Origin of the sequence: Thermococcus sp. (assembly GCF_015521605.1) — an archaeon.
In the GTDB taxonomy this organism is placed as follows: Archaea; Methanobacteriota_B; Thermococci; order Thermococcales; family Thermococcaceae; genus Thermococcus.
This window is the reverse complement of the sequence record NZ_WANV01000018.1, coordinates 34,489-47,426: the sequence shown is the minus strand read 5'-3', so window position 1 is coordinate 47,426 and position 12,938 is coordinate 34,489. Positions and strand designations below refer to the sequence as shown.

The following is a 12,938-nucleotide window of genomic DNA, read 5'->3' as shown; positions in this document are numbered from 1 at the left end:
TCCACGGGATTCTGGCACTGAAGGAACTCAGCAACGCGAGGGTAAAGGGCGCCCGAGTCGGCTCGACGGTTCTGGAGTTCGTTCCGGGCGAGGCAAAGCCGGCGCATATACGCGTCCCGATAAAGACCGCCGGCAGTATAACCCTCGTCCTTCAGGCCTTGCTCCCGGCGATGGCTTTCACCGGCGGAAGCTTCGAGGTAACGGGCGGAACCGACGTCCCCTGGAGCCCACCGGTGGACTACTTGAAGCACGTTACCCTCTTCGCGCTCGAAAAGATGGGAATCAAGGCAAGCATCGAGATCAAGCGGAGGGGCCACTATCCCAGGGGCGGCGGTTTGGTGGTTGGAAGGGTCGGACCGTGGGAGGAGAGGAAACCGCTCATTGCCCTTGAGTGGGAGGGAATAGAGCGCTTCGCCGGGATAAGCCACGCGACCAATTTGCCGCCCCACGTCGCCGAGAGGCAGGCAAAGGCCGCAAGGGAGAGACTTAAGGAGCTCTACAACGTCCCTGTGGACATAGAGACCGAGGTGGGCCGCTCTCTCGGCCCGGGAAGTGGGGTAGTGGTCTGGGCTGAGACGGATAAGCTGAGGCTCGGCGGTGATGCTCTCGGAAAGCGTGGAAAACCAGCGGAGGTCGTTGGCAGGGAAGCGGCGGACGAGCTCCTCAACCAGCTGACGACCCGGGCGGCCGTGGATAAGTTCCTCGGCGACCAGCTGATACCGTTCCTGGCGTTCGCCGGCGGGGGAGTAAAGGTCGCGGAGATAACCAACCACCTCTTTACCAACATTTGGGTGGTCGAGCGGTTCCTGGGAAGGGTCTTCGAGGTGGAGGGAGAGGTTGGAGGGCCAGGTGTTGTGAGAGTAGTGAGAAGGGTGGAGGTTTAACGAAGGGGTTAAATATCTCCTAATGCCAACCTTAAGGCGGTGGGAAGAATGGAAATAGTCATTCCAGAGGACGTTATCACCGCCATGAGACTCCCCAGGGGCGAGGTTGAGAGGGAGCTAAGGCTCGACCTAGCGGTTATTCTCTACCAGCGGGGTGTCCTTCCTCTTGGAAAGGCGGCGAAGCTCGCGGGAGTAACCAAGAGGGAGTTCCTTGAAGAGCTCGCCAAGAGAAAGGTTCCGAGGCACTACACGGAGAGGGAACTGGCGGAGGATGTGGCCTTTGCCCGTGGTGAGTAACTCAACTCCCCTCATCCACCTCGCCAAGATAGGAAGGCTCGAGCTTCTCAGGGAGTTCTTCGGGGAGGTTTTAATCCCTGAAGCCGTTTATCGAGAATGCGTAATTGAAGGCGGCGGTAGCGAAGACGCCCAAGCGATTAAAAACACCGAATGGATTAAGGTGGAGAAAATAACGGACGAGAGGCTCAAGCGTTCCCTGATGATTGAGCTGGACGAGGGAGAGAGCGAGGCAATAGTTCTGGCCTTGGAAAAGAACGCTGAACTCGTCTTAATTGATGACTACGATGGAAGAGAGATCGCAAGGGCTCTCGGTCTCAGGGTGGCCGGAACCCTCGGTGTTCTCCTTAAAGCCAAGTTCACCGGTAGGATAACCAGCCTCAGAGACGAGCTGGAGAAACTAAAGGCCACAGGCTTCTGGCTGAGCGAGGGACTTTATGAAAAGGTGCTGAGGGAAGCGGGTGAACTTTAGCTTCAGGTCTCTTTTGCTTTCTTCATGCTATCAGACCTATAATACCTCCAAAGCCTTTGGCATCGAGAGACATTTTCCCTCCTCCCGGGGGTATATTACTGGGCGAAGGCGTTAAATACCACCTGCTCCAATGTTGAATCGGTGGGAAGATGGGCAGGAAAGTTGTTGTTGAGATACCTGGAATGGTGAAGATACCAGACGAGGAGGTTGAGGAGAGGGTGAAGGTGGAGCTGGCCCTGCGCCTCTACGAGAAGGGCATACTCTCCTTTGGCCAGGCCAGGAGGCTCGCTGGTCTGAGCAAGTGGGAGTTCGTTGAGCTCCTAGCTAAGGAGGGGAGTGGCATACCCTACGATGAAGAAGAGCTTGAGAGCGACCTTAAGGTTCTGGAGGAGCTCTCATGAGGGTTGCCTTAAACTCGTCCCCGCTTATATTCCTCGCCAAGCTCGGGCTTCTTGATCTTCTGGAGAGGCTCTTTGAGGAGGTTTATATCACTGAGTCAGTTTATCACGAGACTGTAGTTGAGGGCGCAGGGCATGAAGAGACCGTCGTAATAGCAAACGCGGATTTTCTGAAAAGGGTCTCAGTGGAGAACCAGAGGCTCGTGAAGTTTCTGCTTGAGATGGTAGACCACGGCGAGGCGGAGACGATAGCCTTCGCACTTGAGAATGAGGTTGACGTGGTTCTCCTCGACGACAAGGATGCGAGAAAAATCGCAAGGAGCTTTGGCCTGAGGGTTACTGGCACGCTCGGATTGCTCCTCCTTGCGAAGAGAAAAGGTCTTATCTCTCAGATAGCTCCCTACGTGGAAGAGCTGAGAAGAAACGGCTTTAGGATTTCTGAGGGAGTTGTAAAAAGAGTCCTGAAGGAAGCAGGAGAGCTTTAGACTTCTTTTGCCTTCTTCATACCGATTTCCACGCCCTTGGCGACGGCCTCTTTCATTCTGGCCTCTTGGAGTTTCAGCTTGAGTTGTTCTCGTCCATGTCTAAGCCAAAGCACTACTATCCCAGTAATCGCCCACCAGACATACCCTATCCACGGAACGACTATCGTCATTCCCATTGAGATGAGAATTAATCCGAAGGTCATTGATACCATGTACTTAAAACTTCTTTCAATGGCCTCTTCCAGCTCATAGATTGGCGGTTCGACTTTTTTGATGATGTCTCCAGGCCAGCCAGTCCACTCTGCGTAGAAGATTGGAATCACAGCGGTAAGTATTAAATAAATTCCTGCGGGGGAGACGTCCATTTCCCTCCTCCCTCCGGGTATTTATAGATTTCCCTCCTCCCTCCGGGTATTTATAGATTTCCCTCCTCCCGGAGGGTATAATACTGGGGGACGAAGGGGTTAAATACTCCCAATCCAAATTCCCCTTGATGCCCATGTTCAAGCGGGTCGAGTACGAGAGATGGATGAAGCAGGCGGAGAAAACCCTTCGCTCCGCCCTCAGGGACTTGGAAGGGGAAGACTACGAGTGAGCGAGCTTCAAGGCCCAGCAGGCGGCAGAACTGGCGGTTAAGGCACTCCTTCGTGGAATGGGGTTTGCCCCCATCGGCCACTCCATAACGAGACTTCTCAGAAACCTGCGGGATGAAGGCGTTGATGTCCCCAGAGAACTGTTCCACAGGGCTATGGAACTTGACAGGAACTACATAGCCCCGAGATACCCCGATGCCTATCCGGAGGGTTCCCCCTTCGAGTACTACTCGGAGGACGTGGCCCGGGAGATGATTGATTATGCGGAGGAAGTCCTCAACTTCGTCAAAAGTACTGCAGAGCGTCTCGCCGGAGATTGAGAGTTTTGTGAGGAGGATAGTCGACTACTTCAACGGTGACGTCACGGTTATTCTCTTCGGCTCCAGGGCGAGGGGTGACTACAACAGGGCAAGCGACTACGATCTGATAGTAATCTCCAGGAAGCTGAGTGGAAACTTCCTTCGCCGTACAAAGCCACTCTACGAGCTCAACGATGAGTTTCTGCCCGTTGATGTGCTCGCCTACACTCCAGCGGAGTTTCTCAGGGCACTTGAAAACCTCTCTCCTTCAGCCCTCGATGCCATGAGGGAGGGGATAGTCCTTTATGACAACGGCTTCTATGAGGTTGCCAGGAGACACTTCGAGGAGCTGAAGCGGAAGGGAATGCGGAAGGAAAGATACTGGGTGATGAGGGCTTAGCCCAATCTTCATCAAGCTGGAAGAGCTCAAAAGGAGAAATGGGGGCTTCATAAGGGCTGTTCTGGAGGAGGGGAAGTCAGTTTACTCTCCCGACTCCATTGTATGATTTTATGACCCGCCTTTTGTGATCTCCGAGAGGAACCTCTCGACCCCTTCGAGGTCGTTCTCGCGGAGGTGGGCAATGACAAGGGCGTAGAGACCGGCCAGCTCAAGGTTTTCCTTACCGAGCCCTCTGATGTCGTTCCAGAGCCTTTCCTCAAGTCCCCTCAGTGCCTCCTCGCCGGCGTTAGCGATTTTGAGACCCTGAATAACGCCAAGGAGCTTGGTGGCCTCTCGGTGTATTTCTTCCGAACTTTGGCTTTTTATCCAACCGTTTTGAAGGGGCGGTTTGGTAGTTTGCATCCGACTCACGGGCGTTTTGTGTAGGACTGGTTTTCTTTTCCTTGCATGGAACTCTTTGGTGAATAACGTGTCCAGGAACTTGTTTAATTTCTCAAACTTTTCAAACTCATCCACGGGTATGTATGACTTCCCTGCCTTACCGAGGTATTTCGATACTTCTTCGGCGGCATCTATTGCCAATTTGAGATATTCTCTCAGTCGCTCTTTTGGCCATGTTCTTATGTGGTATGCTTCGGCTAGGGCATCTAGGAATTTGTCTTGGAGCTGTGGGTCCTTTTTCAGTTTTTCAAATTCGGGCAGTAGATACCCCTCTAAAAGCACAGCTTCCTTTGGTGGCGGGATCTTCAAGGTTCCGTACTCTTCTTCCACATCTTTCTTGTGATTGTAGAATATCAGCCCTTCTGCTATTTTTTCCAGCATTGCATCTGTTCTTTTCCCGAATTCTTCGGTGTCTGTGAGTTTGTGGAACATTGCCGGCAAGATTGTCATCAGGCCAACAAGCGTGTTCCATTTCTGTGCATCTTCGGGGCTTTTGTGAATGTACGTTTTCCCGTAATGTGGGAAGTAATCGTGTGTGTGTTAGTGCTTCCCATATTGCGCGCCTTCTTGTTTTCGCATCTGTGCCAGGGCTTCCAGGAAGCTCTCCGTATTTTTTCTTTATAAACTCTTCCATTTTGATGCGGTGACCAGCCAGCGTGTGATTATAAGTAATGTTATCGACTATTGCGAAGTCTGCAGCGATCTTTTTCATCCACCCGATTTTCTTCTCGTATTTCTTGTCAGATTTCTTGACGATGTAGTATATCATGAGGATTGGGAGAACTGCCCTTAGCTTTCCCATGAGGAACCCTCAGGTAATTATTTCAGGAAGAGTTCTATAAATCGCTTTTGGTTTACTCCCTCACCTCAACCCCGTAAACCTTCCTCGGATTATCCACATGAATCTTGTAAACGTCCTCCTCCGTAAAGATGCCGTTCTGGAGGAAGGCCTTGGTTCTCCTCGGAACGGTCTTCGGGCCGAGAACTGCACCAGGTCTCCTCTTGTCGTCTATGTAGTCCGTTTCCATCATGAACCTGTTCCCCTGTTCTATCGCGGCCTTTATGTTCTTCCTGCTGGCTATTATGCTCGGGAAGACGCCCACTTCCTCGGCCACCTTTACCAGCGGCGGCGAGAAGTGTTTAACTACCTTGTAGGACTTTATCCCGACCTCCTTCACGTACTCTCCCAGCTCCCTGAACTTCTCCTCGTCGAAGCTCTCTGTGTGGAGCTGGACGGCGCAGTCGGCTTCCTTTGCCAAGGCCATTCCATATTTCATCAGCTCGATGCTCGCCTCCCAGATTTCCTCTGGAACGGGATAGTGCGGCCTGCCTATCTCGCCTATGGCTATCGCCTTCCCTTCGAGGCAGAGCTTTTGGGCGTAGTCTAAGGCCTTCATGACCTCGTTTTTGGCGTATTCGAGGTCTTTCTGCTCCGCCAAATAGGCGAACTCGGCGGGATGAACACCGACGACAGCGTAGGCTTTGACGGGCGTCTCCTTGTTTATCTTCTCAACAAGCTCAATGTGGAAGTCCATCGCCTTGATGAAGTCCTCTGCCTTGAGGCCCGGGAAGCCGTAGTCGTGGGCCGTCTTGTAGACGACGACGAGGTGAGTTCCTCCCGCCCTGTGGAATTCCTTAACCGCCTCAAGGAACAGCCCGTGGTACGGGTCGACGTGGAAGTGGTCGTCCCAGATTATCATTGCCATCACCTCACGACTGGTAAACTTCTATGACCTCTCCCTCTTTGACCTTCAGCCTTCCCTCAAGAACCAGGGCTGCCTCATCGTGATCCACGGCGAAATCCACTTTCCTGTTCTTGATGTGGATCTCCCTCACCAGGGCCACCCCGCCCCCCTTGAGCTTGTAGCCAGGGTATATCACTCCCTCCATCACGACTCCGCCCAAGACCTGCTTTCCAAGTACGTACGTAATCTCAGAAACTTTAAATCTGGCGACAGGGTACCTTGAGACGATCTCTGGCTCATCCTTCTTTTTTCTGAACCTGTCTAAGATGCCCATGGTGTTTCCCCACAGAGAAGTTAATGCCTAAGAAATTAAAGGTTGTTATGGGCGTGGTCTGCCGTGCTGTCATGGGTATATCTCCAGTTCATCTCCCTTTTTGGCGGGTATTTCATTTTCCAGCATTATAGCCACTTTATTGCCGCTTTCGGCGAGGTCCACCTGCCTTCTGCCCATTTCAATCTTCACGACCTTCCCGATGCTACCTCCTCTGAGCTTGCAACCTGGATAGACGATGCCTTCTGTCACCTCCCCGATGAGAACCTGTCTGGTGAAGACCCTGAGAACGCTCTCCACCCTGAATTTTCCCACAGGCTTTCCGGGGATCGTTCGTATTTTTTGCTCTTCTTTACTCCCCTCGAAGAGCCTGCTGAGGAAGCTCAACTCCACCACCGCAGTGTCTCCCTGGGAGATATGAGGACGTATTCCTTGTGCATGAGCAGCGTGAACACCGACTTCCTGAACTTCATTCTTATGAGCTCTCCCTCGCTGGTGAGCTCTATCGCGGAGGTCGCTATGTCTTCCAGCATTGGCAGGGGGTTGAAGTCCAGTGTTTCCATTATGGGCGCCTCTACCAGGTAGACGTTTATTCTGCGTTTGTCACCGAGTTTCTGCTTTATGAGTCCCAGAAGGGTGTATGCGCTGCGAACGTCGCCCTGGAGGAACAGCAGCCTCTCCAGCCCGAGAACAAGGTGTATGTAAACACCATCGCCTACTACCTTCTGAAGCTCCTGATCGATCTTCCTCTGGTACACGTGGGGGTCGTTCTCAAACCTGATCCTGGCTATGACGTTCCCCGCTTCCTGCGCCCCGCCAACCTTGATCACCGTGATGTCCTTTTCCTCCACGCTGGCGCCCATCAGCCTGAGGTGCCCTACGTAGATGGGGAGCGTGTCGAAGATGTCCTCCACTATGAGGGGTATGCGCTTTCTTTTTGAGTACTGAATGAACGCATGGAGGACAAACTCGGCCCCCAGGGCACCGCGGTTTTCAATTATTGTAGTGCCTCCCGGCCAGATCTGTTCTACCATGGCGTCTAGATCCTTCTTGGTGACTAGAACGGGTTTTTTAAACGCCTCCATTACATCCACCCCTCGACGTCTATTTTCTCCTCCCTCCCTATGAGATTGGGATTGATGCTTTTGATAACCCGCAGGGTCGCGCCGGTATGGTACGGCGTGAGCCTTATCACGGTGGTGGCTATCCTCTCGAACTCCTGGAGAACCTTTATTGGAAGGTTCTCCATTACGGTCTCGTTGACTATGTAAAACGCCTTCCTGTTCCTGTTGCCCATGAACTTCTGCATCGCCAGTATCAGCCGGTACGCGTCGAGGGGCGTTCTTATTATGAGAAACAGATTCTCCACCCCGATTACGAGGTTTATCACGGGAGTTGGGATTTCCTTCAGTGCCTCCTGTATGGCCTCCTCGTAGTTCTTGAGATAGACCCTTGGGTCTGGGTGGAATTGGACCTTTGCCACAACGTTCCCGACGTCCAGTTTTCCGCCGGTTTTTATAACGTACACGTCGTCCAGCTTCAGGGGTAGGTTCATCATCTCTGCGCGGATCGCGATTGAGTGGAGGGTATCAAAATTGTCATCTATGAGGAGGGGGATTTCCTTTCTCTTGGAGTAGTCCACGAAGAACTTCAGCAGGAATTCGGGGATGTAGGACGTAGTATATTTCACGAGAACTGTTTCGCCGGGGAGCAGGGAGTCAGCGATCTCGGTGGCTTTTTCCCAGTTCATAGTTCTCACCCTTTAAAATTTATTTCAAGAGGATATAAACATTTTGCGGGGCACGGGAGAGATAAAAAGAGGATTTCAAGCGCTGTTGCAGTATTGGTCGGTCTTCGGTCCTCTTAAACCTACCTGACACGTCACCATTTGGCTATCTCATCCGGGTCTCCTGAGAACTCCTTCCCGATGATCCCCACCAGCAGGCTCTTCACGGGCACCGCAACATGGGTACCGTTTCTTGCCTGGATTCTGACCACAGTACTCGCTAGTTCCTCCAGTTTGGGAGGGGGATTGAAGCCAAAAGATTCTGCCGTTCCTCTATTTACCAGATAGAACGCTCTTCGGGTAACCAAGAACCTTCTGAATGCGAATTATCAGAAGGTAGAATTCCCGGACATTGTAGACGAAAGCAAATATTTTTCTGTTCCAAGGACTATGTTTACAAGCCCTCATGCTTCTGGAGTGCCTTTCTGGCGATTTCCCCGTATTCTTTCAGGTAGACTTTGGGTTCGGTGTTGGACATTATTCTGCTTACCACGCTCCCAACATCTACGCTCCCGTTTGATTTTATCATGAGGGCGTCCATGAAGTCTTCCTGTATTCCCCAGGGTTCCAGATGTTTCTGTATTACATGCAGTGAGTTGAAGTTCTCGTCTATAACCACGGGAACGCCCCCGATGTCTGGCGTACATTAGCAGGACCAGTGTTAGAAACTCGGGCACGATGATGGGTTGTATTCTATCAGAACAGCCCCTCCTGGTTTTATTGTGTCTATGGCTTTGAAAACGTCTTCCAAGCCCTCCATTGTGAATCCTCGGTATACTAAAGTTGCATCGTGGTGAATATATGTTTTTATGTGTGAGGAAAAGCCAGAAAAGAAATCTAAAGAATGTAAAGAACCAAATGGCCTCATAACCGGACAATGTGCACCGAGCAGGATATGCACGGATCGAACGCCCTCACCGTCTCCTCAAGGCGCCCTATCATCCTGCCCTCGTCAACTTCGCCATAGAGTTCCCTGGCTTCCTTCAGAAGGCTGGCCTCTATCATCGCGTGGTTCAGAGCCGTTGGCGTTATTATGTTGGAGTAGGCTATCTTGCCCTCGGAATCGGTGCGGTAGTGGTGTATGAGGAGCCCCCTCGGCGCTTCCACGTAGCCGATGCCCTCACCTTCCCTGGGCTCGACGGGGACGTTCTCTCCATCGATGCCCCTATCGAGCAGGATCCTCGCTATCTCGTTGGCCTTTTCGAGGGAGTAGACCAGCTCTATCGCCTGGGCCAGGTTGTTGTAGCTGACGTAGCCTGTCTCCAGTTTCTCCCTGTGCTCCTCAAAGAGCCTCTTTGCCGTGGGGGTGAGCATCTCCGACTTAAGGAGCAGCCTCGGAAGCGCTCCGACAAAAAATGCTTCGCCCCGGTACCTGCTCTGCTTGGCGAAGCTGTAGACGAGGGACCGCTCCTCTATCCTCTCGGTGTAGTGGAAGGTGCCTTCCTCGTCGGATATCAGCTTCTCACCCCACAGGTAGCCGTCGGTGGCAACGAAGTGCTTTGCCCTCTCTCCGTAGGGGTCTAACTGTGCGAAGAGCCTCACGGCCCGCCTGGCCAGCCGGAGAAGGGCTTCGCTCTCCCTCTCTATCTCCTCCAGCTCCTCAACGGTTGGATACCTTCCAAAGCCGCCGGGCTTGACGTTTATGCCGTGTATCTCCCTGCCGCCTATGATGACTCTGAGCCTGTTCCCAAAGGCCTTGAGGGCCAGTCCCTCTTTCACCAGCTCGCCGTGCTTCGTCGCCATCCTTATGGCGTCGGGATAGCCGAAGACGTCCGGTGCAACTAGGAGGTAGAGGTGAAGCGCGTGGCTCTCAAGGAACTCTCCTATCAGGCCGAGTTCCCTGAGGAGTGTTATCTCCTCCGGAACTTCAACTCCGAAGGCCCTCTCGATTCCAAGGACTGAGGCAACGCTGTGGGAGAGGTAACAGATGGCGCATATCCTTGCCTCAAGGTCGGGAACATCGTAGTAGTGTCTTCCCAGGGTCAGGAGTTCGAAGAAGCGCGGCCCCTCAACTATCTGGAGCCTGACGTCCTTTACCTCGCCGTCCTCGATGACTATCTCGGCTTTGCCGTTGCCCTCAACGCGCGTGAATTCTCTCATCTCGATTATCATGGCTCCCACCTCGCGAAGGTCTTGAACTTCCTCACGATGTACTCGTCATCGTAGCCGAGGCTCTTGAGAATCTCGTACTCGCTGGCCGGGTTAACCTCCCCCGGAAGCGGACCGCGGCAGCCTATGCATCCGAGGCCCGAGCGCACGCAGACAGCCTTGCAACCTCCGTAGGTTATCGGGCCGAGGCACGGAAGGCCCTTCTTTACCAGCACGCACTCGTACTCGTTGAGCTTGCACTCCAGGCAGACGGGGTAGTCCTTTCTAACAGGCTCGATGCCCTTGGCAATGTCGATGAGCACCTGGTAGACTTCCTCCTTGTCGTACGGGCATCCCGGAAGGGCGAAATCAACGGCGACGTATTCGACGACCGGTTTGGAGTCGAGGGCGCGCATCGGATTACCACTGTCCCCGTAAACGGCCTTCAGCTTCTCCCTTATGGGGAGTTCAACGCTCCCCTGAACAGACCCGTGGGTTGCGCAGGTTCCGAGGGCTATGAGGTATTCGGAGTGGTTTCTCGCCTCTTTGAGGAGGTTCAGGTCGCGCTGGGTTGAAACGGTTCCGGTTACGAGTGCAACGTCGTAGTGGTTCTCCTCGCTCAGGCTGGTCGCCATGTGGAACTCGGTTATCTCGTAGAATTCGAGGAGGTCGAAGAGCTTTTCATAGAGGAAGAGAATGTTGAGGGCACATCCGCCGCAGTCGGTAAGTTCGAAAACTGCCAACTTGAGCTTGTCCATCATATCAACCCCCTTGTGGAGAGAGCGTCCCAGTACGTGAAGACCGGACCGTCCTTGCAGACGTACTTGATGGACGTGCTCGTTCCGACGATGCAGTGGCCGCACTTGCCTATCCCACAGCGCATTCTCCTCTCAAGGGTCATGTATATCCTGCCCGGAGAGAGCTTCCTATCCAGGAGCTCCCTTATGACGAACTTGTACATGACCGGCGGGCCGCAGATGAGGGCGTAGGTGTTGTTCACGTCGAACTCCTCCCCCCTGAACAGGTCGGTGACGACACCCTTGCACACCCTGTCCGAGAAGCCCCTCTCCAGATATATGCACGACGGGCTTTCGACCTCGTATGCCAGCTTTACCGAGCAGTTCATGGCATCACCGTGCTTCAGGAGGTGTATTATCTCGTCGCGGAAGAGTATGTCCTCGTAGGCTTTGGTTCCATAGAGCAGCCAGACGTTCTCGTATTTGCCGGTGTCGATGGCGTACCAGAGCACCGAACGGAGGGGTGCCATTCCGAGGCCACCTGCAACGAGTATCAGGTTGGAGCCCTCCATCTTCTCCATGGGGAAGCCGTTTCCGTAGGGCCCGCGGATTCCTATTATATCGCCCTCCTTCATCTTGTGTATGAACTTGGTCATCCTGCCGGCTTTCCTGATGCAGAGCTGGAGGTAGCCCCTCCTCGTCGGGGAAGAGCATATGCTTATCGGGAACTCCCCGAAACCGCGTATGTCAACGATGACGAACTGCCCTGGCTTGAAGTTGAAGTTGGCCTCGACCTCGGGATCGAGGAAGCGTAGCGTGAAGAGCTTTTCCCTTGATGTCAGGTCCTTCACTTCGAGAATCCTGGCGTTGTGGGTCACATACGGGTTCTCGCTCATTTCAGAGACCCCCTAACCTCCTCAAGAACCTTGACGTGCTCTATCTTCGCGGGGCAGAACTCGTCGCATCTCCCACATCCGACGCAGTTGTAGCCGGAGGACGGGTCAAAGTAGCTCTTGCAGTAATAGCGGTGCCTGAAGCGGTCAAGACGGGTGGGCCTGAAGTTGTGGCCCCCGGCAACGAGTCCGTGGTTCTCCATGAAGCACGAGTCGTAGCGCCTCTCCCGGACCGCTTTGTACGCGTCCATCCAGCGGTCACAGACCTCGTAGCAGCGGCACGTCGGGCACACCATGTTGCAGTTGCCGCATGCGAGGCATATCTCTGCGTACTTCTTCCATACCGGGCTGTTGTACGCCAGATCGAGCATGTCTGCGAGACCTTCCTGCGGGAGCTCCTTCTGGAAAGATTTCGCGCGCTTCTCCTCGAACTCTTTGAAGTTGGCCAGGTCTTCGTCGGTCACCTCTTCAAACAGTTCGTCGTCCTCCCATACTATCTCATGACCGCGGACGCTGCCTATCCTCACAAGCCATCCGTCCGGCAGTTCGTGCAGGAACAGGTCGAAGCCGTCCATTGCGAAGTGCGTGCCGAGGCTCTTGCAGAAGCAGTACTCGTCGGGCATGCAGCTTATCCCTATTATCAGGGTCTTTTCCCGCCTGCTCTTGTAGTACGGGTCGGCGGGTTCATCGAGGTACACCTTGTCGAGTATCTTAAGACCGTGGATATCACAGGAATGGAGTCCGAAGAGGACCATCGGTTCTGCCTCTATCTCCTCCTCCCAGCGGCCGTTTTTTAGCCTGAGAATGGCCTCTCTGGGCCTGAAGAAGAACTTCTTCGGAGGAAGCATGGTTCTGTTGTAGTCCAGCACTATCTCCGCCGGGTCGTGCACCTCCTGGAAAGAGTAGATGCTCCCCTTCTTTACTGGAGCATAGACAGTGCCCCAGGCTTCGAGTGACTTGAAGAACTTCTCAAAGTTTTCGGAAGGCAATTTTATGTATCTCAAGGGCATCACCGCCTCGAACGGGCTTACGATTTTAAGTTTGTAAAGGATTGATTTAAGAATTTTTCAAACAAACGGTTACCAACCAAATGTTACTAACTTGTACTTTAGTGCACGCTTATAAACATTAAAGTCGAAGTTTTTCCGAAAA

The 12,938-nt window shown here is 53.3% G+C and carries 20 protein-coding genes; 7 read left to right on the top strand and 13 right to left on the bottom strand.

Annotated features, from left to right (window positions below; genetic code table 11):
• The 5 genes from rtcA to F7C11_RS03680 all read left to right on the top strand — a co-directional run.
• Window positions 1-884 (top strand): RNA 3'-terminal phosphate cyclase (gene rtcA / locus F7C11_RS03700; RefSeq protein WP_297091055.1); only part of this gene is annotated, 884 nt, incomplete at its 5' end.
• A gap of 48 nt (window positions 885-932) precedes the next feature.
• Window positions 933-1,181, top strand: a complete 249-nt coding sequence (locus tag F7C11_RS03695; protein WP_297091085.1) for a UPF0175 family protein — start codon at window positions 933-935, stop codon at window positions 1,179-1,181.
• The gene (locus F7C11_RS03690) at window positions 1,171-1,650 is read left to right on the top strand and encodes a DUF3368 domain-containing protein (protein ID WP_297091082.1); all 480 of its coding nucleotides are present in this window, start codon (window positions 1,171-1,173) and stop codon (window positions 1,648-1,650) included. Before F7C11_RS03695 ends, F7C11_RS03690 begins: the two co-directional genes overlap by 11 nt.
• 149 nt (window positions 1,651-1,799) lie before the next feature.
• Window positions 1,800-2,051 carry a UPF0175 family protein gene (locus F7C11_RS03685; protein ID WP_297091053.1) on the top strand — a complete coding sequence of 84 codons (252 nt, stop codon included), beginning with the start codon at window positions 1,800-1,802 and terminating at the stop codon, window positions 2,049-2,051.
• The gene (locus F7C11_RS03680; RefSeq protein ID WP_297091051.1) at window positions 2,048-2,533 is read left to right on the top strand and encodes a DUF3368 domain-containing protein; all 486 of its coding nucleotides are present in this window, start codon (window positions 2,048-2,050) and stop codon (window positions 2,531-2,533) included. The genes F7C11_RS03685 and F7C11_RS03680 overlap by 4 nt, the downstream gene beginning before the upstream one ends.
• Here F7C11_RS03680 and F7C11_RS03675 read toward each other — a convergent pair.
• Window positions 2,530-2,898: a hypothetical protein gene (locus F7C11_RS03675; RefSeq protein WP_297091050.1), complete on the bottom strand. Its 369-nt coding sequence runs from the start codon at window positions 2,896-2,898 to the stop codon at window positions 2,530-2,532. The two genes, F7C11_RS03680 and F7C11_RS03675, sit on opposite strands and share 4 nt — an antisense overlap.
• 287 nt (window positions 2,899-3,185) lie before the next feature.
• Between F7C11_RS03675 and F7C11_RS03670 the strand changes: the two genes are divergently transcribed.
• A complete protein-coding gene (locus F7C11_RS03670) occupies window positions 3,186-3,446 on the top strand; it encodes a HEPN domain-containing protein (RefSeq protein WP_363316581.1) in 261 nt (86 codons plus the stop codon).
• Window positions 3,388-3,825, top strand: a complete 438-nt coding sequence (locus F7C11_RS03665) for a nucleotidyltransferase domain-containing protein (RefSeq protein WP_297091048.1) — start codon at window positions 3,388-3,390, stop codon at window positions 3,823-3,825. Before F7C11_RS03670 ends, F7C11_RS03665 begins: the two co-directional genes overlap by 59 nt.
• Window positions 3,826-3,933: 108 nt before the next feature.
• Here the strand turns inward: F7C11_RS03665 and F7C11_RS03660 are convergent, their stop codons facing one another.
• The 12 genes from F7C11_RS03660 to shyB form a co-directional block, all read right to left on the bottom strand.
• Entirely contained in the window at window positions 3,934-4,707 is a 774-nt protein-coding gene (locus F7C11_RS03660) for a hypothetical protein (RefSeq protein WP_297091046.1), read from the bottom strand.
• Between the two features lie 413 nt (window positions 4,708-5,120).
• Entirely contained in the window at window positions 5,121-5,966 is an 846-nt protein-coding gene (locus F7C11_RS03655; protein ID WP_297091078.1) for a TatD family hydrolase, read from the bottom strand.
• A gap of 10 nt (window positions 5,967-5,976) precedes the next feature.
• Window positions 5,977-6,285 carry a tRNA-binding protein Pbp11 gene (pbp11, locus tag F7C11_RS03650; protein ID WP_297091044.1) on the bottom strand — a complete coding sequence of 103 codons (309 nt, stop codon included), beginning with the start codon at window positions 6,283-6,285 and terminating at the stop codon, window positions 5,977-5,979.
• A 69-nt stretch (window positions 6,286-6,354) separates the two neighbouring features.
• Window positions 6,355-6,675 (bottom strand): tRNA-binding protein Pbp11, encoded by a 321-nt coding sequence (gene pbp11, locus F7C11_RS03645; protein WP_297091042.1) that lies wholly within the window; start codon window positions 6,673-6,675, stop codon window positions 6,355-6,357.
• Window positions 6,666-7,367: a DUF257 family protein gene (locus F7C11_RS03640; protein ID WP_297091041.1), complete on the bottom strand. Its 702-nt coding sequence runs from the start codon at window positions 7,365-7,367 to the stop codon at window positions 6,666-6,668. The genes pbp11 (F7C11_RS03645) and F7C11_RS03640 overlap by 10 nt, the downstream gene beginning before the upstream one ends.
• Window positions 7,367-8,032, bottom strand: a complete 666-nt coding sequence (locus tag F7C11_RS03635; RefSeq protein WP_297091075.1) for a DUF257 family protein — start codon at window positions 8,030-8,032, stop codon at window positions 7,367-7,369. Before F7C11_RS03635 ends, F7C11_RS03640 begins: the two co-directional genes overlap by 1 nt.
• Before the next feature lie 131 nt (window positions 8,033-8,163).
• Window positions 8,164-8,376 carry a DUF257 family protein gene (locus F7C11_RS03630; protein ID WP_297091039.1) on the bottom strand — a complete coding sequence of 71 codons (213 nt, stop codon included), beginning with the start codon at window positions 8,374-8,376 and terminating at the stop codon, window positions 8,164-8,166.
• Window positions 8,377-8,462: 86 nt separating this feature from the next.
• Window positions 8,463-8,687: a DUF257 family protein gene (locus F7C11_RS03625; protein WP_297091036.1), complete on the bottom strand. Its 225-nt coding sequence runs from the start codon at window positions 8,685-8,687 to the stop codon at window positions 8,463-8,465.
• A gap of 245 nt (window positions 8,688-8,932) precedes the next feature.
• Window positions 8,933-10,180, bottom strand: coding sequence for an NAD(P)-dependent hydrogenase/sulfhydrogenase 2 subunit alpha (shyA, locus tag F7C11_RS03620; RefSeq protein WP_297091034.1), 1,248 nt, complete (start codon window positions 10,178-10,180; stop codon window positions 8,933-8,935).
• On the bottom strand, window positions 10,177-10,917 hold the full coding sequence (gene shyD, locus F7C11_RS03615) for an NAD(P)-dependent hydrogenase/sulfhydrogenase 2 subunit delta (RefSeq protein WP_297091032.1): 741 nt from the start codon (window positions 10,915-10,917) through the stop codon (window positions 10,177-10,179). The genes shyA and shyD overlap by 4 nt, the downstream gene beginning before the upstream one ends.
• Window positions 10,914-11,789: an NAD(P)-dependent hydrogenase/sulfhydrogenase 2 subunit gamma gene (shyC, locus tag F7C11_RS03610; protein ID WP_297091030.1), complete on the bottom strand. Its 876-nt coding sequence runs from the start codon at window positions 11,787-11,789 to the stop codon at window positions 10,914-10,916. The genes shyD and shyC overlap by 4 nt, the downstream gene beginning before the upstream one ends.
• Entirely contained in the window at window positions 11,786-12,790 is a 1,005-nt protein-coding gene (gene shyB / locus F7C11_RS03605) for an NAD(P)-dependent hydrogenase/sulfhydrogenase 2 subunit beta (protein WP_297091073.1), read from the bottom strand. Before shyB ends, shyC begins: the two co-directional genes overlap by 4 nt.
• Window positions 12,791-12,938: the final 148 nt, after the last annotated feature.

Coding starts and splice junctions, on each gene's coding strand:
- F7C11_RS03695 (WP_297091085.1), top strand. CDS start 933: ATGGAAATAGTCATTCCAGAGGACGTTATCACCGCCATGAGACTCCCC.
- F7C11_RS03685 (WP_297091053.1), top strand. CDS start 1,800: ATGGGCAGGAAAGTTGTTGTTGAGATACCTGGAATGGTGAAGATACCA.
- F7C11_RS03680 (WP_297091051.1), top strand. CDS start 2,048: ATGAGGGTTGCCTTAAACTCGTCCCCGCTTATATTCCTCGCCAAGCTC.
- F7C11_RS03675 (WP_297091050.1), bottom strand. CDS start 2,898: ATGGACGTCTCCCCCGCAGGAATTTATTTAATACTTACCGCTGTGATT.
- F7C11_RS03670 (WP_363316581.1), top strand. CDS start 3,186: ATGGGGTTTGCCCCCATCGGCCACTCCATAACGAGACTTCTCAGAAAC.
- F7C11_RS03665 (WP_297091048.1), top strand. CDS start 3,388: ATGCGGAGGAAGTCCTCAACTTCGTCAAAAGTACTGCAGAGCGTCTCG.
- F7C11_RS03655 (WP_297091078.1), bottom strand. CDS start 5,966: ATGATAATCTGGGACGACCACTTCCACGTCGACCCGTACCACGGGCTG.
- pbp11 (WP_297091044.1), bottom strand. CDS start 6,285: ATGGGCATCTTAGACAGGTTCAGAAAAAAGAAGGATGAGCCAGAGATC.
- F7C11_RS03640 (WP_297091041.1), bottom strand. CDS start 7,367: ATGGAGGCGTTTAAAAAACCCGTTCTAGTCACCAAGAAGGATCTAGAC.
- F7C11_RS03635 (WP_297091075.1), bottom strand. CDS start 8,032: ATGAACTGGGAAAAAGCCACCGAGATCGCTGACTCCCTGCTCCCCGGC.
- shyA (WP_297091034.1), bottom strand. CDS start 10,180: ATGATAATCGAGATGAGAGAATTCACGCGCGTTGAGGGCAACGGCAAA.
- shyD (WP_297091032.1), bottom strand. CDS start 10,917: ATGATGGACAAGCTCAAGTTGGCAGTTTTCGAACTTACCGACTGCGGC.
- shyC (WP_297091030.1), bottom strand. CDS start 11,789: ATGAGCGAGAACCCGTATGTGACCCACAACGCCAGGATTCTCGAAGTG.